20 protein-coding genes and 1 riboswitch are annotated in these 22,068 nt (G+C 54.5%); of the genes, 14 read left to right on the forward strand and 6 right to left on the reverse strand.

The window, feature by feature from the left end:
- Positions 1–28: 28 nt before the first annotated feature.
- A riboswitch (TPP riboswitch) is annotated at positions 29–129 on the reverse strand.
- 36 nt (positions 130–165) lie between these two features.
- The gene (sgrR, locus tag SP99_RS03410) at positions 166–1,821 is read right to left on the reverse strand and encodes an HTH-type transcriptional regulator SgrR (RefSeq protein ID WP_047957744.1); all 1,656 of its coding nucleotides are present in this window, start codon (positions 1,819–1,821) and stop codon (positions 166–168) included.
- An 88-nt stretch (positions 1,822–1,909) separates the two neighbouring features.
- Here sgrR and sgrT point away from each other — a divergent pair, with 88 nt between their 5' ends.
- The 3 genes from sgrT to SP99_RS03420 all read left to right on the forward strand — a co-directional run bounded on the left by sgrT (position 1,910) and on the right by SP99_RS03420 (position 3,730).
- Positions 1,910–2,062, forward strand: coding sequence for a glucose uptake inhibitor SgrT (sgrT, locus tag SP99_RS23040; RefSeq protein ID WP_032672519.1), 153 nt, complete (start codon positions 1,910–1,912; stop codon positions 2,060–2,062).
- A gap of 120 nt (positions 2,063–2,182) precedes the next feature.
- Positions 2,183–3,361, forward strand: coding sequence for a sugar efflux transporter (locus SP99_RS03415; RefSeq protein WP_047957745.1), 1,179 nt, complete (start codon positions 2,183–2,185; stop codon positions 3,359–3,361).
- Positions 3,362–3,577: 216 nt separating this feature from the next.
- Positions 3,578–3,730, forward strand: coding sequence for a Hok/Gef family protein (locus tag SP99_RS03420; protein ID WP_047957746.1), 153 nt, complete (start codon positions 3,578–3,580; stop codon positions 3,728–3,730).
- A 92-nt stretch (positions 3,731–3,822) separates the two neighbouring features.
- On the opposite strand, the gene leuD is transcribed toward SP99_RS03420, so the two are convergent.
- The 5 genes from leuD to leuL all read right to left on the reverse strand — a co-directional run bounded on the left by leuD (position 3,823) and on the right by leuL (position 8,681).
- On the reverse strand, positions 3,823–4,428 hold the full coding sequence (gene leuD, locus SP99_RS03425; RefSeq protein WP_025758004.1) for a 3-isopropylmalate dehydratase small subunit: 606 nt from the start codon (positions 4,426–4,428) through the stop codon (positions 3,823–3,825).
- 10 nt (positions 4,429–4,438) lie between these two features.
- Complete coding sequence (gene leuC / locus SP99_RS03430) at positions 4,439–5,839, reverse strand: 3-isopropylmalate dehydratase large subunit (protein WP_047957747.1); 1,401 nt, start codon at positions 5,837–5,839, stop codon at positions 4,439–4,441.
- A gap of 2 nt (positions 5,840–5,841) precedes the next feature.
- Positions 5,842–6,933, reverse strand: a complete 1,092-nt coding sequence (gene leuB, locus SP99_RS03435) for a 3-isopropylmalate dehydrogenase (RefSeq protein WP_025758003.1) — start codon at positions 6,931–6,933, stop codon at positions 5,842–5,844.
- Entirely contained in the window at positions 6,933–8,504 is a 1,572-nt protein-coding gene (leuA, locus tag SP99_RS03440; protein WP_047957748.1) for a 2-isopropylmalate synthase, read from the reverse strand. Before leuA ends, leuB begins: the two co-directional genes overlap by 1 nt.
- A 90-nt stretch (positions 8,505–8,594) precedes the next feature.
- On the reverse strand, positions 8,595–8,681 hold the full coding sequence (leuL, locus tag SP99_RS25275; protein WP_071530973.1) for a leu operon leader peptide: 87 nt from the start codon (positions 8,679–8,681) through the stop codon (positions 8,595–8,597).
- A 605-nt stretch (positions 8,682–9,286) separates the two neighbouring features.
- On the opposite strand from leuL, the gene leuO reads away from it, so the two are divergent.
- The 11 genes from leuO to mraY all read left to right on the forward strand — a co-directional run bounded on the left by leuO (position 9,287) and on the right by mraY (position 22,067).
- Positions 9,287–10,231 (forward strand): transcriptional regulator LeuO, encoded by a 945-nt coding sequence (leuO, locus tag SP99_RS03445; protein ID WP_047959766.1) that lies wholly within the window; start codon positions 9,287–9,289, stop codon positions 10,229–10,231.
- Between the two features lie 381 nt (positions 10,232–10,612).
- Positions 10,613–12,337, forward strand: a complete 1,725-nt coding sequence (gene ilvI, locus SP99_RS03450; protein WP_025756746.1) for an acetolactate synthase 3 large subunit — start codon at positions 10,613–10,615, stop codon at positions 12,335–12,337.
- A gap of 1 nt (position 12,338) precedes the next feature.
- Positions 12,339–12,830: an acetolactate synthase small subunit gene (gene ilvN / locus SP99_RS03455; protein WP_014882536.1), complete on the forward strand. Its 492-nt coding sequence runs from the start codon at positions 12,339–12,341 to the stop codon at positions 12,828–12,830.
- Positions 12,831–13,009: 179 nt separating this feature from the next.
- On the forward strand, positions 13,010–14,017 hold the full coding sequence (gene cra, locus SP99_RS03460; protein WP_014168621.1) for a catabolite repressor/activator: 1,008 nt from the start codon (positions 13,010–13,012) through the stop codon (positions 14,015–14,017).
- Between the two features lie 598 nt (positions 14,018–14,615).
- Complete coding sequence (gene mraZ, locus SP99_RS03465; protein ID WP_021240528.1) at positions 14,616–15,074, forward strand: division/cell wall cluster transcriptional repressor MraZ; 459 nt, start codon at positions 14,616–14,618, stop codon at positions 15,072–15,074.
- 2 nt (positions 15,075–15,076) lie between these two features.
- Positions 15,077–16,018: a 16S rRNA (cytosine(1402)-N(4))-methyltransferase RsmH gene (gene rsmH, locus SP99_RS03470; protein ID WP_023310390.1), complete on the forward strand. Its 942-nt coding sequence runs from the start codon at positions 15,077–15,079 to the stop codon at positions 16,016–16,018.
- Positions 16,015–16,380, forward strand: coding sequence for a cell division protein FtsL (gene ftsL / locus SP99_RS03475; protein WP_025756747.1), 366 nt, complete (start codon positions 16,015–16,017; stop codon positions 16,378–16,380). The genes rsmH and ftsL overlap by 4 nt, the downstream gene beginning before the upstream one ends.
- Positions 16,381–16,395: 15 nt before the next feature.
- Positions 16,396–18,162 (forward strand): peptidoglycan glycosyltransferase FtsI, encoded by a 1,767-nt coding sequence (locus SP99_RS03480; protein ID WP_047957749.1) that lies wholly within the window; start codon positions 16,396–16,398, stop codon positions 18,160–18,162.
- On the forward strand, positions 18,149–19,636 hold the full coding sequence (gene murE, locus SP99_RS03485) for a UDP-N-acetylmuramoyl-L-alanyl-D-glutamate--2,6-diaminopimelate ligase (RefSeq protein ID WP_025756749.1): 1,488 nt from the start codon (positions 18,149–18,151) through the stop codon (positions 19,634–19,636). Before SP99_RS03480 ends, murE begins: the two co-directional genes overlap by 14 nt.
- A complete protein-coding gene (murF, locus tag SP99_RS03490; protein WP_047957750.1) occupies positions 19,633–20,991 on the forward strand; it encodes a UDP-N-acetylmuramoyl-tripeptide--D-alanyl-D-alanine ligase in 1,359 nt (452 codons plus the stop codon). The genes murE and murF overlap by 4 nt, the downstream gene beginning before the upstream one ends.
- Complete coding sequence (gene mraY, locus SP99_RS03495) at positions 20,985–22,067, forward strand: phospho-N-acetylmuramoyl-pentapeptide-transferase (RefSeq protein ID WP_008501985.1); 1,083 nt, start codon at positions 20,985–20,987, stop codon at positions 22,065–22,067. Before murF ends, mraY begins: the two co-directional genes overlap by 7 nt.
- The last annotated feature ends 1 nt before the right edge of the window (position 22,068 follow it).

Here is a 22,068-nt window from a genome sequence, read left to right on the forward strand (position 1 = left end):
GCACCTCAGGGTTGAGTGGCAAAGGATTTTGAGCGACAGCCTCAAATCCCTTCGCCGGCGTTATCCGGATCAGGTTCGACGGGTATTATCTCAGCGCACATCTGTGATGCAGCACCCCGTTGAGAACGGCGGTATTGTAATGATTTGGTGAATATTACGAAAGTGTTATGGTTCCGGCGGTGCAAACCAGGCCGATTTGAAATCGAACCAGCCCAGGGTATTCATCCGCAGGCCTCGCATACTGCGTTGCCCCTGGATCATCAGCCAGTGGTGGATCAAGGGAACGATCGCCTGTTCAGCCAGCAGCTGCTGGCACCATACGGCAAGATTCATCTCGCCCGCACGCCACCGGGCGGCATCCTGTTGCCAGTCACGGTCGATGCAGTGCTGGATCAGCGGGACTTCATAAAGGTGTGAGAATAATGAAAAATCGAGCGGCAGGGTGAAGTTGGCGCTGTTCAGCCAGATATCACTGGTTATCTCCCCCTGGTGCCATTCGTGATAATCCACTTCCCTGATCTCCAGCTTAACCCCTTCCGCTGCCAGCAGCCTGGTCATGATCCTGGCGATAAAACGATGCTCCACATGCTCGCGGTAGTAGGTCAGTGAGATGGACTCCAGCCCAGCAGGTTTGTCGGCGTGCGCCGGGCGGGCATGGTGCCAGCGCGGTAGCAGGCCGTACGCCGGGAACCAGTAGGTCTGATACTGCTCTTCCGCATGGTAGATCAGGTTGGAAGGGGACAGTATATGGCTGATCCACTTACGGACGGCCGGGTTGGCCCCGCGGTGGGTGCGGCTGTCGAACAGCAGATAGTAGCATCCCTCCTCCAGGCGACTCTCCACGGCCTTTTCTCCCGTGGTGGGACCTTCCAGCGTCAGGCCGGCGCTCAGCTCTTCATTCAGATCCGGCAATACCCACACATTCACTTCGTCGATCAGCGCCCGATAGCCAAAGTAGTCATCAAACGCGCGGATTTTCAGCTGGTTGTTATTATTACGGGAGACGGCGTAGGGCCCGGTACCTATCGGCAGGCTGGCAAAATTGTTCATCGATTCCCACTCGCCGGGCAAAATCATTGACGGCACATAGCCCAGCAGCCAGGGGAGCCACTGGTCCTGCTGTGAAAGCTCAATATCCAGCGTCCATGCCGTTGGCGAGTGGACGCGCGAAATATGCGAGTAGAGCGGCAGCGTGCGGGCGCGTTCCAGAGAGGTGATGACGTCGTGCATTTCCAGCTCGCGGCCATGATGAAAGTGGATGCCGGGGCGTAAAAAAAAGCGCCAGTGAAGCGGGGAAAGTTGCTGCCAGTGGTGAGCGATATCTGCTTCCAGTTCCCCATTTTCCTCATTTATCCGCGTCAGGCCGCTGAAGATTTGTCGGGCCATATGGGTTTCTGAGCGGCGTAAGGCCGTGCCGGGCAACAGGTTTTTCATCGGCCGATAGTAGAGGACCCGCAGGATGTGACGGCCCTGGCGGAAACTGCGTCCGAGATGGGAAACCAGCATCTGGCGCACCGCGGCTTTATCGCCCACCAGCTGCACCAGCTGGTCAATTCGGTCCTGCTCCAGCAGGTCTTCGGCGCGCTGCTGCTGCAACGCCAGCCCGGTATAGAGGAAGGTCAGGCGCGATCGTTTACCGCGTCCCGCCTCCGCTTCCCAGCTTAACCAGCCCTGCTGCTGCATGGTATTGAGCAGCGTGCGCATATGGCGGCGGGAGCAGCTCAGCAGGTCGGCCAGCTCGTTCAGCGTGGTCTCCTGCGATTGCCCCTCGCAGCACTGCCAGAGGCGGATAAATTGTTGTTGCAGTCGACCAGAAGGCATAAAAGAGGAACTCCTGACAAAAAATCAGCAATTTATTAATCCCTATATTAAGCCAATAATCCTTACCGATGAAGTGAGGAGGTAAATTATGAAGAGGTCTACCGCACGTCAGTTTTATCAGCACTATTTTTCAGCGACAAAAGGAACGTCCTGGCTGGCCCGCCAGTGTGCAGAGCAACGGCTGAAAATACTGGAAGACCTGATGCAGTGGGATGTTACGAAACCGACCTCTTCTCGCTAACTCGCCTCGATCATGTGTGACTGAGTATTGGTGCTTATCACCCGCCAGCAAAATGTTTTTGCTGGCTTTTTTCGTTTATTCTTTCACCCGGTTTTGATCCGCTTTCACAAGGACTTGCGCATGCTCTGGTTGATGACGATGGGGCGACGCCTGAATGGCGTCTATGCCGCTTTTATGCTGGTGGCCTTTATGATGGGCGTGGCGGGGGCGCTGCAGGCACCGACGCTGAGCCTGTTTCTCAGCCGCGAGGTGGGCGAGCAGCCGTTTTGGGTGGGGCTGTTTTATACCGTCAACGCCGTTGCCGGGATCCTGGTCAGTCTCGCGCTGGCGAAACGTTCGGACAGCCAGGGCGATCGTCGTAAGCTGATCCTCTTTTGCTGCGCCATGGCTGTGGGTAACGCGCTGCTCTTTGCTTTCAATCGGCACTATCTGACGCTCATTACCTGTGGCGTGCTGCTGGCCTCGCTGGCGAACACCGCCATGCCGCAGCTGTTCGCCCTGGCCCGGGAATATGCCGATAACTCGGCGCGGGAAGTGGTGATGTTCAGCTCGGTGATGCGTGCGCAGCTCTCGCTGGCGTGGGTCATTGGCCCGCCGCTGGCCTTTATGCTGGCACTGAACTATGGCTTTACCGCCATGTTCTCTATCGCCGCAGGGATTTTTGCCATCAGTCTGCTCCTGATCGCCTTTGCCCTGCCGTCCGTGGCACGCGTTGAACAGACGACGGATAAACCCATCACCGAGGTGAGCGGCTGGCAGGACAAAAACGTCCGGATGCTGTTTATTGCCTCCACGCTGATGTGGACCTGCAACACCATGTACATCATCGATATGCCGCTGTGGATCAGCAGCGATCTGGGGTTGCCGGACAAGCTCGCCGGGATCTTAATGGGTACCGCGGCCGGGCTTGAAATTCCGGCAATGATTCTGGCGGGTTACTACGTTAAGCGTTTCGGAAAGCGTCGGATGATGATCGTGGCGGTGGCGTCTGGGGTACTGTTTTACGCGGGGCTGATCCTTTTTCATTCGCGCGAAGCGTTACTGGCGCTGCAGTTGTTCAACGCTGTGTTTATTGGCATTGTCGCCGGTATTGGCATGCTCTGGTTCCAGGACTTAATGCCTGGCCGCGCGGGCTCGGCAACGACGCTTTTTACCAACAGTATTTCGACCGGGGTGATCCTGGCGGGCGTGATTCAGGGGGCGCTGGCGCAAAGTTACGGACATGCCTCGGTGTACTGGATGATTGCGGCGATTTCGGTGGTTACGCTTGGGCTGACCTGCCGGGTCAAAGACGTTTGATTCTGGAAGACGGCTTCACGAAATGGAACGACTTTCTGACAGGTACGAAGAAGGGGAATAGAGTGCGTGGCGGGTGCTTGAGGCTGTTTGCCTCAGGCTTTCGCAAGAGGCAAACAGTGGAGCGTCCCACATCAATAAACTGATGGGGAGACCAACTTCACAACCAACATTGCGAGGTTAGTCTCTTCATTGCCGAAAAGCAATAAGGAGGCTGGAATGCCAAAACGTACTCTGCTGTTAGGTTTGTTTCTGATCTGTACGACGCTGTTGATCTTTACCTGGATGGTGCGCGACTCGCTGTGTGAGTTGCACTTCAGACAGGAGAAAACGGAGCTGGCGGCAGTGTTGGCTTACGAAGCAAGACGTTAGCGGTATTGGCGGGGAGTGTTTCCCCGCCACTCCAGAGTGGTTGAGCCTCAACGCACCCTTTGTAATGGCCCGCTCGTTGCGGGCCATTGCCTTTAGCCCATAAACGCTGGCTGTTTTTTCTCGTAGGCTGAAATGGCATCTTCGTGCTGCAGGGTCAGACCAATACTGTCCAGACCGTTCAGCATGCAGTGACGACGGAACGCATCGATGCTAAAGCGGTAGGTTTTATCGCCCGCTTTAACCACTTCTGCTTCCAGATCCACCTCAAACGACATCCCCGGATTCGCCTTAACCTGCGCGAACAGTTCATCGACCTGTTCGTCGCTCAGCGTGACCGGCAGCAGCTGGTTGTTAAAGCTGTTGCCGTAAAAGATGTCCGCGAAGCTTGGGGCGATAACCACTTTAAAACCGTAGTCGGTCAGTGCCCAGGGTGCGTGCTCACGGGATGAGCCGCAGCCGAAGTTTTCCCGCGCCAGCAAAATGGAGGCCCCTTTATATTCCGGGAAATTCAGAACGAACTCGGGATTCGGCACTTCGCCTTTGTCGTCCAGGAAACGCCAGTCATTAAACAGGTGGGCACCAAAACCGGTACGCGTCACTTTCTGCAGAAACTGTTTCGGAATGATCGCGTCAGTATCGACGTTAGCGGCGTCCAGGGGGACAACCCGGCCGGTATGTTGGGTAAATTTCTCTGCCATGATTGTCTCCTTATTTCAGGCTGCGAATATCGGCGAAATGGCCGGTGACTGCCGCAGCGGCGGCCATTGCCGGGCTGACCAGGTGGGTACGCCCACCGCGGCCCTGACGGCCTTCAAAGTTACGGTTGCTGGTGGAAGCGCAACGCTCGCCCGGATTCAGGCGGTCATTGTTCATCGCCAGACACATGGAGCAGCCAGGCAGGCGCCACTCGAAACCGGCCTCGATGAAGATCTTATCCAGACCTTCGGCTTCCGCCTGAGCTTTCACCGGACCGGAGCCTGGAACGACCAGCGCCTGCACGCCCGGCGCCACTTTGCGGCCTTTGGCAATCTCTGCAGCCGCCCGTAAATCTTCAATACGGGAGTTGGTGCAGGAACCGATAAACACCTTATCAATGGCCACGTCGGTTAACGGTACACCGGGCTTCAGGCCCATATAGGCCAGCGCTTTTTCCGCACTGGCACGCTCCACCGGATCGGTAAAGGACGCCGGGTCAGGAATCGTGTCGTTAACGGAAATCACCTGGCCCGGGTTGGTGCCCCAGGTCACCTGAGGTGCAATCTCTTCTGCCTGCAGCGTGACGACGGTATCAAAGGTTGCGCCGTCGTCGGTTTTCAGGGTTTTCCAGTACGCCACCGCGTCGTCAAAATCCTGACCTTTCGGCGCGTGCAGACGGCCCTTCACATAGTTAAAGGTTGTTTCATCTGGCGCGACCAGACCGGCTTTGGCACCCATCTCAATGGCCATGTTGCAGAGGGTCATACGCCCCTCCATGCTCAGCGCCTGGATGGCCTCGCCGCAGAATTCCACCACGTGGCCGGTACCGCCCGCGCTGCCGGTTTTACCGATGATCGCCAGCACGATATCTTTTGCGGTAATGCCCGGCGCGGCTTTACCCTTCACTTCAATCTTCATGGTTTTGGCGCGGCCCTGTTTCAGGGTCTGCGTTGCCAGCACGTGTTCAACTTCAGAGGTACCAATCCCGAACGCCAGGGCGCCAAACGCACCGTGGGTCGCGGTATGGGAGTCACCGCAGACGATGGTCATGCCCGGCAGGGTAATCCCCTGTTCAGGTCCCATCACGTGAACGATGCCCTGATAAGGGTGGTTCAGATCGTAAAGCTCAACGCCAAACTCGTTACAGTTCTTAATCAGCTCCTGCATCTGGATACGTGCCATTTCACCCGAGGCATTAATGTCTTTGGTCTGGGTGGAAACGTTATGATCCATCGTGGCGAAGGTTTTTCCCGGCTGACGTACCGGACGCTTGTGCGCACGCAGGCCGTCAAATGCCTGAGGAGAGGTCACCTCGTGTACCAAATGTCGGTCGATATACAGCAGCGGGGTTTCGTTTGGTGCCTCGTAAACAACGTGCGCATCAAACAATTTTTCATATAAGGTTTTGGCCATGATTACACCCCTTGCGCGACATAGCGGGCAATAATGTCGCCCATTTCATCAGTACTGACTGCCGCCGTGCCGCGTGCTAAATCACCGGTACGGACGCCTTCTTCTAACGCCCGGTTAATGGCGTTTTCAATTGCGGTTGCCGCATCGCCTGCATCCAGGCTGTAGCGCAGCAGCAGGGCCAGAGAGAGGATCTGCGCAATCGGGTTCGCGATGTTTTTGCCCGCGATATCCGGGGCGGAACCGCCTGCCGGCTCGTACAGGCCAAACCCTTCTTCGTTCAGGCTTGCGGATGGCAGCATGCCCATCGAGCCGGTAATCATTGCGCATTCGTCCGAAAGAATGTCCCCGAACAGGTTGGAGCACAGCAGGACATCAAACTGCGAAGGGTCCTTGATCAACTGCATGGTCGCGTTGTCGATGTACATGTGCGACAGCTCAACGTCCGGGTACTGCTTAGCGACTTCACTGACGATCTCGCGCCATAAAATGGAAGACTGCAGCACGTTCGCTTTATCAATAGAGGTCACTTTATGACGGCGCTTGCGCGCAGACTCAAACGCGATATGAGCGATACGTTCAATTTCGAAACGGTGATACACCTCGGTATCGAACGCTTTTTCATGCTGGCCGCTGCCTTCACGTCCTTTGGGCTGACCGAAATAGATCCCGCCGGTCAGTTCACGCACGCACAGAATATCAAACCCATTGGCGGCGATGTCCGCGCGCAGCGGGCAGAACTCTTCCAGCCCCTGATACAGCTTCGCCGGACGCAGGTTGCTGAACAGCTTGAAATGCTTACGCAGCGGCAGCAGCGCACCGCGCTCGGGCTGCTCTGCGGGCGGCAGGTGTTCCCATTTGGGGCCACCGACGGAACCAAACAACACGGCATCGGCATTTTCGCAGCCTTCAACGGTGGCTTTCGGCAATGGCGTGCCGTGGTTATCAATCGCAATACCGCCCACATCGTAGTGGCTGGTGGTGATTTTCATCGCAAAACGCGCGCGAACGGCTTCCAGTACTTTCAGCGCCTGTGCCATTACTTCCGGGCCAATACCGTCACCCGGCAACACAGCAATATGGTAATTCTTCGACATTACACGGTTTCCTTGTTGTTCTCTTTATTCTGAGCTTTGCGTTGCAACTCTTTCTCGACTTCGGCGGCGCGCCAGATGTTGTTCAGAACATGCACCATCGCTTTGGCGGAAGATTCGACGATGTCGGTCGCCAGACCCACGCCGTGGAAGCGACGGCCGTTGTAATTGACGACGATATCCACCTGACCCAGCGCATCTTTACCGTGGCCTTTGGCCGTCAGGTCATATTTCACCAGCTCAACGTCATATTCGGTGACGCGATTAATCGCCTGGTAGATGGCATCGACAGGGCCGTTACCGTTAGCCGCTTCTGCTTTAATCTCATCCCCACAGGCCAGTTTGATGGACGCCGTGGCGATGTCGCTGGAGCCGGACTGGACGCTGAAGTAATCCAGACGGAAGTGCTCCGGCTCTTCCTGCTGCTTGTTAATAAAGGCCAGCGCTTCCAGGTCATAGTCAAACACCTGACCTTTTTTGTCGGCCAGTTTCAGGAACGCGTCGTACAGCTGATCCATGTTGTAATCGCTGTCCTTATAGCCCATCTCTTCCATACGGTGTTTCACCGCCGCACGCCCGGAACGCGAGGTCAGGTTCAACTGCACCTGATTCAGACCGATAGATTCCGGGGTCATGATTTCGTAGTTTTCGCGGTTTTTCAGCACGCCATCCTGGTGAATACCGGAGGAGTGCGCGAAGGCGCCAGTACCGACAATCGCTTTGTTGGCCGGAATTGGCATGTTGCAAATCTGGCTGACGGTCTGGCTGGTGCGCCAGATTTCGTTGTGATTAAGGCGGGTGTGCACGTTCATGATGTCTTTGCGCACTTTGATCGCCATGATCACTTCTTCCAGCGAGCAGTTACCTGCGCGCTCACCGATGCCGTTCATCGCCCCTTCAACCTGACGTGCGCCGGCATGTACCGCGGCGATGGCGTTACCGACGGCCAGGCCTAAATCGTCATGGGTATGAACGGAGATAATGGCTTTATCAATATTCGGTACGCGCTCATACAGACCGGTAATGATACTGGAGAACTCAAACGGCATGGTGTAGCCGACAGTGTCCGGGATATTGATGGTTTTTGCGCCCGCGTTGATGGCCGCTTCCACAACGCGCGCCAGGTCTTCAATTGGCGTACGGCCTGCATCTTCACAGGAGAATTCAACGTCATCGGTATAGTTGCGTGCACGCTTAACCATATACACGGCACGTTCAATCACCTCATCCAGCGTGCTGCGCAATTTGGTCGCGATATGCATTGGCGAGGTCGCAATAAAGGTATGGATACGGAACGCTTCGGCGACTTTCAGCGACTCGGCCGCGACGTCGATGTCTTTCTCTACACAGCGTGCCAGGCCACAGACGCGGCTGTTTTTGATGGTGCGGGCGATGGTCTGTACGGATTCGAAATCACCCGGAGACGAGACAGGGAAACCGACCTCCATCACGTCGACACCCATACGTTCGAGAGCCAGCGCGATCTGCAGTTTCTCTTTAACACTCAGGCTTGCCTGTAATGCCTGTTCACCGTCACGTAAAGTGGTATCGAAAATAATGACTTGCTGGCTCATGGGTTAGGTCCTTGTCAGTCTTAGGGCGCCTTGCTACGAGCATAAAAAAACCCGCGCAATGGCGCGGGTTTTAGTCTTACTGGTGACGATTCAACGCTGAATTTCGCCCGCCAGTCTACCGCGCACAGTGGATGCGTTTAGTAGTAGTAGACCGGTGAAACGAATGGTGCGAATCATGAATCGTGCTCCGTTAAATTCAATATGCTTTTAGTGGTACTGGATACGCCCGTTCATGTCAACCCCTGAGGATAAAAACGGCGCTGACAGCCTAAATGTGCAGTCTGTTTGCTTTAGCTTATTGTGCTGGTTTTGTGTTTTTTGACCTGTTTAATTGTCTATTTTTGGACTTGAAAAAAGGTTGCAGAAATAAATAAAAATAATTTGTTTAAACCGGAAAGGTGCCGTTGTTAAGTGTGTTGCAGGCGTAAAGGGTTTTAATATCATTAAGTTATAAGTTCTATGAATCAATCCGGGCCCTTCGGTAAAGGAGTGTGAATAACAGCTTGTTAACGTAATGAGGTGCAGCGGCAATAACAGTTTAATAATACTTAAGTCATCATTAACTCTCGGGGAATTGTATATTTGTTTGGTTTATGGTTTCATCTCAATCCTAAAGTTAAACATATCATTTGCACCTTTTATTGCCGTTCTTGTAGTGTCTTTATATATTCCGAATTTTAAACAATTCTCTTTCGCTGGTTATATTTGCATGATAAATCATATTTTTCGAGATTATTACAATACGTTGGCAAAGGGAGTGTAGCGTGACAGTGGAGTCTGAAGTGCCAGAAAATAATATTAAACAAGCTCAAACTGCTGATGGGATTAAACCGCAGTTACGTACCGTGGACCTGAATTTGTTGACGGTATTTGATGCTGTCATGCAGGAACAGAATATCACCCGCGCGGCACAAACGTTGGGGATGTCACAGCCTGCGGTCAGTAATGCCGTCGCCAGGCTCAAGGTTATGTTTAACGATGAACTGTTCGTCCGCTATGGCAGGGGGATTCAGCCCACGGCGCGTGCATTTCAGCTATTCGGCTCAATCCGCCAGGCGCTGCAGTTGGTACAAAATGAGTTGCCGGGCTCGGGGTTTGAACCCTTAAGCAGCGAACGCGTTTTTCATCTTTGTGTCTGTAGCCCATTAGATAATTATTTAACGTCGATAATATATAATAAGGTGGAAGAGATCGCACCGAATATCAATTTGGTCTTTAAATCCTCTCTTAATCAAAACACCGAACATCAGTTACGGTATCAGGAGATCGAATTTGTCCTGGGATATGAAGAGTTCCGTCGGCCTGAATTTTCCTGCATACCGCTGTTTAAAGATGAAATGGTGTTGGTCGCCAGTAAAAAACATCCGCGCCTGACTTCTCCGCTACGAGAAAGTGATGTTTATAACGAGCAGCACGCCGTTGTTGCTCTCGACAGGTACGCTTCTTTTAGCCTGCCGTGGTATGACACGGCGGATAAACAGGCATGTGTAGCCTATCAGGGCATGGCGATGGTCAGCGTATTAAATGTGGTCTCCCAGACGCATCTGGTGGCCATTGCGCCACGCTGGCTGGCAGAAGAGTTTTCTGAGTCCTTAAATCTGCAAATTTTGCCACTGCCGCTTAAGCTTAATAGCCGAACCTGCTATCTCTCCTGGCATGAAGCGGCGGGGCGGGATAAAGGACACCAGTGGATGGAAGAGTTACTTGTTAGCATTTGTCGCCGGTAAACGTCTCAGGATAAATCGCATCAGGTTATGTGATTTATCCTGTGTTTATTAAGCGTAGTAATATTTTATTCTGTTGTGCTTTTTCTCGAGCGGCTGTCTGGTTCGCAAAAATAGATGATTTCCTGCATTGTCGCGCTTTTCAGCGATGATTCGTCATCCCATCCTCCATTCTCAGATGAATTAACCATATCTTCCGTTAACGGCTGCTTTTTCTGCTTCAGGCACCGATTGTCTCCCCGGGTTTGCTAATTGCCTGCCTCAAAACGAGCGGTTAAGGTAAAGAACACTCTGCAAAAATATAAGATTGGTTTATCCCAATCGTAAGACGGTGCGGAAATGATTTCGGCACTCCGTCTGTAACACAATGCCTGGAGGCAAAGCATGGAGATGTTGTCTGGCGCGGAAATGGTCGTCCGGTCGCTGATCGACCAGGGCGTGAAGCAAGTGTTCGGCTACCCTGGCGGCGCGGTCCTTGATATTTATGATGCGCTGCATACGGTTGGGGGCATTGACCATGTTCTGGTACGTCACGAGCAGGCGGCGGTCCACATGGCTGACGGCCTGGCGCGTGCGACGGGTGAAGTGGGCGTGGTCTTAGTCACGTCCGGTCCCGGCGCGACAAACGCCATTACCGGCATTGCAACGGCGTATATGGACTCTATTCCGCTGGTGATCCTCTCCGGGCAGGTGGCGACCTCACTGATTGGCTACGATGCGTTTCAGGAGTGCGACATGGTCGGGATTTCGCGTCCCGTGGTGAAGCACAGCTTCCTGGTTAAGCAAACCGAAGACATTCCAGGCGTACTGAAAAAAGCCTTCTGGCTGGCGGCAAGCGGGCGTCCGGGTCCGGTCGTGGTCGATCTGCCTAAAGATATCCTGAACCCGGCCAACAAACTGCCTTACGTCTGGCCGGAATCGGTGAGCATGCGTTCCTACAACCCAACCACGCAAGGCCATAAAGGTCAAATTAAGCGCGCGTTGCAAACGCTTCTGGCAGCTAAAAAACCGGTTGTCTATGTTGGTGGCGGCGCGATCAATGCTGCCTGCGAGGTCCAGCTGCGTGAACTCATTGAAAAGCTTAACCTTCCTGTTGCATCGTCGCTGATGGGACTGGGGGCATTTCCCGCTACCCACCGTCAGGCACTGGGTATGCTGGGTATGCACGGCACCTATGAAGCCAACATGACGATGCACCATTCCGATGTGATCTTTGCCGTAGGCGTGCGCTTTGACGATCGCACGACCAACAATCTGGCGAAGTATTGTCCGAACGCGACCGTCCTGCACATTGATATCGATCCGACGTCAATCTCAAAAACGGTGTCGGCTGACGTGCCGATCGTCGGAGATGCCCGACAGGTCCTGGAGCAAATGCTGGAGCTGCTGGGGCAGGAAAGTGCTACCCAGCCGCTGGATGAGATCCGCGACTGGTGGCAGCAGATTGAACAGTGGCGTGCGCGTCAGTGTCTGAAATATGACACGCACAGTGAAAACATTAAGCCGCAGGCGGTTATCGAAGCGGTGTGGCGGCTGACCAAAGGTGAAGCGTATGTGACCTCCGATGTAGGGCAACACCAGATGTTTGCCGCCCTGTATTATCCATTTGATAAACCGCGACACTGGATCAACTCGGGTGGTTTAGGAACGATGGGATTTGGTCTGCCCGCAGCGCTGGGCGTGAAGCTGGCGCTGCCGAATGAAACCGTCGTCTGCGTGACCGGAGATGGCAGTATCCAGATGAACATTCAGGAGCTGTCGACTGCGCTGCAATATGAACTGCCGGTTCTCGTGCTGAACCTGAATAACGGCTACCTCGGCATGGTGAAGCAGTGGCAAGATATGATCTATTCTGGCCGTCACTCACAGTCATACATGAAATCGCTACCGGATTTTGTTCGCCTGGCTGAAGCATACGGCCATGTTGGCATGCGTGTGACTGAGCCGGCTGAGCTGGAAACGAAGCTCGCAGAAGCGCTTGAACACGTTAAAAACAACCGCCTCGTCTTTATGGATGTCATTGTTGATGGCACCGAGCACGTTTATCCGATGCATATTCGTGGTGGGGGTATGGATGAAATGTGGTTAAGCAAAACGGAGAGAACCTGATATGCGCCGGATATTGTCTGTTTTACTGGAAAACGAGTCTGGCGCCCTGTCGCGCGTCATTGGGCTTTTTGCACAGCGCGGCTATAACATTGAAAGCCTGACTGTCGCCCCGACGGATGACCCAACGCTGTCGCGCATGACGATCCAGACCGTCGGCGACGCGAAAGTTCTTGAGCAAATTGAAAAACAGCTGCATAAACTGGTCGACGTACTGCGCGTGAGCGAGCTGGGGCAGGGGGCTTACGTTGAGCGTGAGGTTATGCTGGTGAAAATTCAGGCCAGTGGCTACGGGCGTGAAGAAGTCAAACGCAATGCGGATATTTTCCGCGGACAGATTATCGACGTCACGCCTTCTCTTTATACGGTGCAGTTGGTGGGGACGAGCGACAAGCTGGATGCTTTCCTGGCATCCGTGCGGGATGTAGCCAAAATTGTTGAGGTGGCGAGATCGGGTGTAGTGGGTCTGTCACGCGGCGAGAAAATCATGCGTTAGTTGTCAAAAAGGTTCGCCTCTTTCTGCCCGGTCACCAAAGCCGGGCTTTTTTTTGCGTAATCAGCCGACAACGCAGATAAAAGCGGTTGCCGCGAAGGCTTTTCTGCGTTTAGATGTTAAAAGATTTAACCATAACCTTGACAGGGCCATGGACTCTTTTCTTTTTTTAAGGGGCAATTGTGAAACTGGATGAAATCGCCCGGCTAGCCGGCGTGTCACGAACAACGGCCAGCTATGTGATTAACGGTAAAGCAAAACAGTACCGTGTCAGCGATAAGACCGTTGAAAAAGTTATGGCGGTGGTTCGTGAACATAACTACCATCCGAATGCTGTCGCAGCCGGCCTGCGTGCCGGGCGCACTCGCTCTATTGGTCTGGTGATCCCGGACCTGGAAAACACCAGCTATACCCGTATCGCCAACTATCTTGAGCGCCAGGCGCGCCAGCGCGGCTATCAACTGCTGATTGCCTGCTCGGAAGATCAGCCCGACAACGAGATGCGCTGTATTGAGCATCTGCTCCAGCGTCAGGTCGATGCCATTATCGTGTCGACTTCCTTACCCCCGGAGCATCCATTCTACCAGCGCTGGGCGAACGACCCGTTCCCGATCGTCGCGCTGGATCGCGCCCTGGACCGCGAGCATTTCACGAGCGTCGTGGGTGCCGATCAGGATGATGCAGAAATGCTGGCCGCTGAGCTAAGAACGTTCCCGGCAGAAACCGTGCTTTATCTTGGCGCGCTGCCTGAGCTTTCTGTGAGTTTTTTGCGTGAGCAGGGTTTCAGAACCGCCTGGAAAGACGATCCGCGCGAGGTACATTACCTCTATGCCAACAGCTACGAACGTGAAGCCGCTGCGCAGTTGTTCGAGAAATGGCTGGAGACGCACCCGATGCCTCAGGCGTTGTTCACTACCTCTTTTGCACTTCTGCAAGGGGTAATGGATGTGACCTTACGGCGTGAAGGCAAGCTCCCCTCCGACCTGGCCATTGCCACTTTCGGCGATAACGAGCTGCTGGACTTTCTCCAGTGCCCGGTGCTGGCGGTAGCACAGCGTCATCGTGATGTGGCTGAACGCGTGCTGGAGATTGTGCTGGCGAGTCTGGATGAGCCCCGTAAACCGAAGCCAGGCCTGACGCGTATCAAACGTAATCTCTACCATCGCGGAATTTTAAGCCGTCATAAATGAAATTTCCGGGGCGGAGAAATCTGCCCCATTTTGTTGTGATAATTCGGGAAGATAATTCCCGGAGAGAAATTAGGATAATTCTTGAGGGATCATAATCTCCTATTTTTCTTAATTCATTCTGACGCTTAAATTGTCCTTTTAAGAACGACTGAGCCCTTTTAATCGGCTATTTTTGTATTACTTTGTTACAAACCCTCTTCGGTCGATGAATATTCAGACGTTTTTTCTCTTCCTTTGACAGCTGACCTGCTAACCGCCGCGTTTACCGTGTGTCCTGGTGAATCTGGCACTGTTATCCCCTGAGAATCTGTCATAAAATGCTGCCCGCGTCGCAAACTGACACTTTATTTTATCTGCGATGATATTGAGTGAGCTTTAACGCTAGTGTGCATATTCGGTTTTTTTCTTACAAATATTCATAACGTTAATTTTGCCTCGCCAGTTGTGCAGTTATTAACCAGGAGTGTTTATCTCTGTAAATAGAGGGCTTTCGGGTCCTTACAGGGAGAGTCCTGGCTTGACAAGCTTTTCCCTCGCTCCGTAAACTCCTTTAGGTGGGAATTTGTGGGTTAAAGTGGTGAGGAGGGGTGAGACTGGCATGTTCCGTGGAGCAACGTTAGTCAATCTCGACAGCAAAGGGCGTTTATCGGTACCAACCCGATACCGCGACCAGCTGATTGAGAACGCTGCGGGTCAAATGGTTTGCACCATTGACATTAACTCCCCCTGCCTGCTGCTTTACCCCCTGCCTGAATGGGAAATTATTGAGCAAAAGCTGTCGCGACTGTCGAGCATGAACCCGCAGGAACGCCGCGTGCAGCGGTTGTTATTGGGACATGCCAGTGAATGTCAGATGGATAACGCAGGGCGATTACTGATTGCGCCTGTATTACGGCAACATGCCGGTCTGACCAAAGAAGTGATGCTGGTCGGGCAGTTCAACAAATTTGAACTGTGGGATGAAACGACCTGGTATCAACAGGTCAAGGAAGATATCGACGCTGAGCAGTCTGATTCCGCGACATTATCGGAACGGCTGCAGGACTTGTCTCTATAAATATGATGGAAAATTATAAACATAAAACGGTGTTACTGGACGAGGCTGTTAACGGCCTGAATATTCGTCCGGATGGCATCTACATTGATGGCACTTTTGGTCGCGGTGGCCACTCGCGTTTGATCCTCTCCCAGCTGGGTGAGGAAGGACGTCTGCTGGCAATCGATCGCGATCCGCAGGCGATTGCCGTTGCACAGACCATCAATGATCCACGTTTTTCCATCGTGCATGGACCTTTCTCTGCGCTTGCGGAATACGTTGCCGAGCGCGGCCTGACGGGCAAGATCGACGGGATTCTTCTCGATCTTGGCGTCTCTTCACCTCAGCTTGATGATGCTGAACGCGGCTTCTCTTTTATGCGTGATGGTCCGCTGGACATGCGGATGGATCCGACGCGTGGCCAGTCTGCCGCCGAGTGGTTACAGACCGCTGACGAAGCGGATATTGCATGGGTCATCAAAACCTTTGGCGAAGAGCGTTTTGGCAAACGTATTGCGCGCGCCATTGTTGAGCGCAACCGCATTGAGCCAATGACTCGCACCAAAGAGCTGGCCGAAGTGATCGCGGCGGCGACGCCGGTGAAGGATAAACACAAACATCCCGCGACCCGTACCTTCCAGGCGGTTCGCATCTGGGTAAACAGTGAACTGGAGGAAATAGAGCTGGCGCTAAAAAGCTCGCTCGACGTGCTGGCCCCGGGTGGGCGGTTATCCATCATCAGCTTCCATTCGCTGGAAGACCGTATTGTGAAACGCTTTATGCGTGAACAAAGTCGCGGTCCACAGGTGCCAGCGGGGCTGCCGATGACGGAAGAACAACTCAGGAAGCTGGGTGGCCGTCAGTTGCGAGCATTAGGCAAGTTGATGCCGGGCGAAGAAGAGGTGGCAGAGAATCCACGTGCCCGTAGTTCAGTGCTGCGTGTTGCAGAGAGGACGAACGCATGATCGGCAGAGTGACAGAGACCCTCAGCAAAGTTAAGGATTCGTTAGGAAGCAACGAGCGCCATGCCTTGCCTGGCGTGATCGGCGACGATCTTTTGCGGTTCGGGAAACTGCCACTCTGCCTGTTCATTTGCATCATTGTTACGGCAGTTACGGTGGTGACTACCGCACACCATACACGTTTATTGACTGCGCAACGCGAGCAGTTGGTACTGGAACGCGATGCGCTGGATATTGAATGGCGAAATCTGATCCTTGAAGAAAACGCGCTCGGCGATCACAGCCGGGTTGAACGGATCGCAACGGAAAAGCTGCAACTGCAGCATGTTGATCCTTCCCAGGAAAATATCGTAGTACAAAAATAAGGGAAAACGCGACGCATGAGAGCAGCGGCAAAAACGCTAAAACCAAAACGTCAGGAAGAACAGGCCAACTTTATCAGTTGGCGTTTTGCGTTGCTTTGCGGCTGCATTTTACTGGCGCTGGGTTTCCTGCTGGGACGCGTGGCCTGGTTACAAATCGTCGCGCCTGACATGCTGGTACGCCAGGGAGACATGCGTTCCCTCCGTGTCCAGGAAGTCGCCACTTCCCGCGGGATGATCACCGACCGTTCTGGCCGTCCTCTGGCGGTGAGCGTGCCGGTGAAGGCGATCTGGGCCGATCCGAAAGAGCTGCACGACGCGGGGGGGATCACGCTCGACAATCGCTGGAAAGCGCTGTCTGATGCGCTGAAAATGCCGCTCGATCAGCTGGCTTCCCGCGTTAATGCCAACCCGAAAGGGCGTTTTATCTATCTGGCGCGTCAGGTTAACCCTGACATGGCAGACTACATCCGCAAACTGAAGTTGCCAGGTATTCATCTGCGTGAAGAGTCACGCCGTTACTACCCATCCGGCGAAGTAACCGCTCACCTCATTGGCTTTACCAACGTCGACAGCCAGGGGATTGAGGGCGTTGAAAAAAGCTTCGATAAGTGGCTCACCGGCCAGCCTGGCGAGCGAATCGTGCGTAAAGACCGCTATGGTCGCGTTATCGAAGATATCTCGTCTACGGACAGCCAGGCGGCACACAACCTGGCCCTGAGTATTGACGAGCGCCTGCAGGCGCTGGTCTACCGCGAGCTGAACAACGCTGTGGCGTTCAACAAGGCGGAGTCAGGCAGCGCCGTGCTGGTGGATGTCAGCACCGGTGAAGTACTGGCGATGGCCAACAGCCCGTCCTACAACCCGAACAATTTTACCGGTACCGCCAAAGATGCGATGCGTAACCGGGCCATTACCGACGTGTTCGAACCCGGCTCCACGGTAAAACCGATGGTCGTGATGACGGCGCTGCAACGCGGTATCGTCAATGAAAACACGGTTCTGAACACGATCCCATACCGTATCAACGGCCACGAGATTAAAGACGTGGCGCGCTACAGCGAATTGACCCTGACCGGGGTGTTACAGAAGTCGAGTAACGTCGGTGTTTCAAAGCTGGCGTTAGCGATGCCGTCCTCAGCGTTAGTAGAGACTTACTCACGTTTTGGACTTGGAAAGGCGACCAATTTGGGGTTGGTCGGAGAACGCAGTGGCTTATATCCTCAAAAACAACGGTGGTCTGACATAGAGAGGGCCACCTTCTCTTTCGGCTACGGGCTAATGGTAACCCCGTTACAGTTAGCGCGAGTCTACGCAACGATTGGCAGCTACGGCGTCTATCGCCCGCTGTCGATTACCAAAGTTGATCCACCGGTTCCGGGCGAGCGTATCTTCCCGGAATCTATCGTTCGCACTGTCGTGCATATGATGGAAAGCGTAGCGCTGCCTGGCGGTGGTGGCGTGAAGGCGGCGATTAAAGGCTATCGCATCGCCATCAAAACCGGTACAGCGAAAAAAGTGGGGCCAGACGGCCGCTACATCAACAAATACATTGCCTATACCGCAGGCGTTGCGCCTGCAAGCAATCCGCGTTTTGCGCTGGTGGTCGTGATAAACGATCCACAGGCGGGTAAATACTACGGCGGCGCCGTCTCTGCGCCTGTGTTTGGCGCCATCATGGGCGGCGTATTGCGCACCATGAACGTTGAACCGGATGCGCTGGCGACTGGCGAAAAAAGTGAATTTGTAATTAATCAAGGCGAGGGTACAGGTGGCAGATCGTAATTTGCGCGACCTTCTCGCTCCGTGGGTGCCAAATGCACCGGAGCGAGCACTGCGAGAGATGGTACTGGACAGCCGCGTAGCGGCTTCTGGCGATCTTTTTGTGGCGGTGGTCGGTCATCAGGCGGACGGGCGTCGTTATATCCCGCAGGCGATTGCGCAAGGTGTTGCTGCCATTATTGCTGAGGCCAAAGATGAGGCAACTGACGGCGAGATCCGTGAAATGCACGGTGTGCCGGTTATCTATCTCAGCCAGTTAAACGAGCGTCTTTCCGCGCTGGCGGGGCGATTCTATCATGAGCCCTCTGACCAGCTGCGTCTGGTGGGCGTGACCGGGACAAACGGAAAAACCACCACCACGCAGCTGATGGCGCAATGGGCCCAGTTACTGGGTGAGACCGGCGCAGTCATGGGCACCGTAGGTAACGGCCTGCTGGGCAAAGTCATCCCGACAGAAAACACCACCGGCTCCGCGGTTGACGTACAGCATGTCCTTGCCGGTCTGGCAGAGCAGGGGGCCACCTTTGCGGCGATGGAAGTCTCTTCACACGGTCTGGTGCAGCATCGCGTAGCGGCTCTGAAGTTTGCCGCCTCGGTGTTCACTAACCTGAGCCGCGATCATCTCGATTATCATGGTGATATGGAGCATTACGAAGCTGCAAAATGGCTGCTTTACTCCACGCACCATTACGGACAAGCCATCATCAACGCCGACGACGATGTCGGTCGCCGCTGGCTGGCAGCGCTGCCGGACGCAGTTGCGGTGTCGATGGAAGATCATATTAATCCGAACTGCCATGGTCGCTGGCTGAAAGCAGTTGAGGTTCACTATCACGACAGCGGGGCGACGATCCGCTTTGCCTCCTCCTGGGGGGAAGGCGAAATCGAAAGCCGCCTGATGGGGGCGTTTAACGTCAGCAACCTGCTGCTGGCGCTGGCGACGCTGCTGGCGCTGGGTTATCCGATGGCTGAACTGCTTAAAACTGCCGCGCGTTTGCAACCGGTTTGTGGCCGTATGGAAGTGTTTAGTGCCCCTGGCAAGCCTACCGTCGTGGTGGATTATGCCCACACGCCGGATGCGCTGGAAAAAGCGCTGGAAGCGGCGCGTCTGCACTGCACCGGTAAACTTTGGTGCGTGTTTGGCTGCGGCGGCGATCGTGATAAAGGCAAACGTCCGTTGATGGGGGCTATTGCGGAACAGTTCGCGGATATTCCGGTTGTTACCGATGACAACCCGCGTACGGAAGAGCCGCGCGCCATCATCAATGACATTCTGGCGGGCATGCTTGATGCGGGTCGTGCTCGCGTCGTGGAAGGCCGTGCGGAAGCCGTGACGAACACCATCATGCAGGCTCAGGAGAACGATGTTGTTCTGCTGGCAGGTAAAGGTCATGAAGACTATCAGATTGTTGGCAACCGCCGTCTGGACTACTCGGACCGCGTAACGGCAGCACGTCTGCTGGGAGTCGTGGCATGATTAGCCTTTCATTAAGCCAGGCGGCTCAAATCCTGCAGGGCGACCTGTATGGTCAGGATCGCACCATTGATGCTGTGACGACGGACACCCGCAAAGTCACTGCCGGCTGTCTGTTTGTGGCCCTGAAAGGGGAGCGTTTTGATGCGCATGATTTTGCGGATAACGCCAAAGAAAATGGCGCCGGTGCGCTGCTGGTTAGCCGCAAGCTGGATAGCGATCTGCCACAGATTGTGGTGAAAGATACGCGTCTCGCATTCGGTGAACTGGCTGCCTGGGTTCGTCAGCAGGTGCCGACGCGCGTCGTCGCCCTGACCGGGTCATCCGGCAAAACGTCCGTGAAAGAAATGACGGCGGCAATCCTGAGTCAGTGCGGCAATACGCTTTACACCGCGGGCAACCTCAATAATGACATCGGCGTGCCGATGACATTACTTCGCCTGACCAAAGAGCATGAATTTGCCGTGATCGAGTTAGGGGCTAACCACCAGGGGGAAATCGCCTGGACCGTGAGCCTGACTCGCCCGGAAGCCGCGCTGGTCAATAACCTGGCGGCTGCGCATCTGGAAGGCTTTGGTTCACTGGAAGGTGTGGCGAAAGCGAAAGGTGAGATCTACACCGGTCTGCCGGCAAACGGCATTGCCATTATGAATGCCGATAACAATGACTGGCTGAACTGGCAGAGCATCATTGGCTCGCGTAAAACCTGGCGCTTCTCGCCAAATGCGGCCAACAGTGATTTTACCGCGACCAATATTCATGTGACGTCGCAGGGTACGGAATTCACGCTCATGACCCCAACGGGGGGCGTGGATGTGCTGTTGCCGCTTCCGGGCCGCCATAACATTGCCAATGCCCTTGCGGCAGCGGCGTTGTCGACCGCGGTGGGTGCATCACATGATGCGATTAAAAACGGGCTGGCAAACTTAAAAGCCGTCCCGGGACGCCTGTTCCCCGTCCAGCTTGCGGAAAACAAACTGCTGCTGGATGACTCCTACAACGCGAACGTTGGCTCCATGACGGCGGCGGTGCAGGTGTTGTCGGAGATGCCGGGCTACCGCATCATGGTGGTCGGTGATATGGCAGAGCTGGGCGACGAAAGCGAAGCCTGTCATACCCAGGTAGGGGAAGCGGCGAAAGCGGCAGGGCTGGACTGCGTCCTGAGCGCAGGAAAACTGAGCCAGGCGATTAGCCAGGCCAGCGGCGTTGGCGAACATTTTGCCGATAAAGCCGCGTTGATTGAGCGCCTTAAGGCCTTAATTACAGAAAAACAAATTGTGACAGTGTTAGTGAAAGGTTCACGTAGTGCCGCCATGGAAGAGGTTGTGCACGCATTACAGGAGAACGGGACATGTTAGTTTGGCTGGCCGAACATTTGGTCAAATATTATTCAGGCTTTAACGTCTTTTCCTATCTGACGTTTCGCGCCATCGTCAGCCTGCTGACTGCGCTGTTCATCTCATTGTGGATGGGCCCGCGCATGATTGCCCGTCTGCAAAAACTCTCTTTCGGCCAGGTTGTGCGTAACGACGGTCCGGAATCGCACTTCAGCAAGCGCGGTACGCCGACCATGGGTGGGATAATGATCCTGACCGCCATTGTCGTTTCCGTGCTGTTGTGGGCGTACCCGTCCAACCCGTACGTCTGGTGCGTGCTGACGGTACTGGTGGGGTACGGGATCATCGGTTTTGTTGATGATTATCGTAAAGTTGTTCGCAAAGATACCAAGGGTCTGATCGCGCGCTGGAAATATTTCTGGATGTCGGTGATCGCGCTGGGCGTGGCCTTCGCGCTGTATCTGGCAGGCAAAGACACGCCAGCGACCGAGCTGGTCGTGCCGTTCTTTAAAGACGTGATGCCACAGTTGGGGCTGTTCTATATCCTGCTGGCCTACTTCGTGATAGTAGGTACCGGTAACGCGGTGAACCTGACCGACGGTCTGGATGGCCTGGCCATTATGCCAACCGTCTTTGTAGCCGCCGGTTTTGCACTGGTGGCGTGGGCGACCGGTAACATGAACTTTGCGAACTACCTGCACATCCCTTATCTGCGTCACGCGGGTGAGCTGGTGATCGTCTGTACGGCGATTGTCGGCGCAGGGCTGGGCTTCCTGTGGTTCAACACCTATCCGGCGCAGGTCTTTATGGGTGACGTTGGTTCACTGGCATTGGGCGGCGCGCTCGGCATTATTGCTGTGCTGCTGCGTCAGGAGTTCCTGCTGGTGATCATGGGTGGCGTGTTTGTGGTTGAGACCCTGTCGGTCATTTTGCAGGTTGGCTCCTTCAAGCTGCGCGGACAGCGCATCTTCCGTATGGCGCCTATTCACCATCACTATGAACTGAAAGGCTGGCCGGAGCCGCGCGTCATTGTGCGCTTCTGGATTATTTCGCTGATGCTGGTGCTGATTGGCCTGGCAACGCTGAAGGTACGTTAAT

It is taken from the genome of Enterobacter sp. BIDMC92, assembly GCF_001030225.1.
GTDB lineage: Bacteria > Pseudomonadota > Gammaproteobacteria > Enterobacterales > Enterobacteriaceae > Enterobacter > Enterobacter sichuanensis.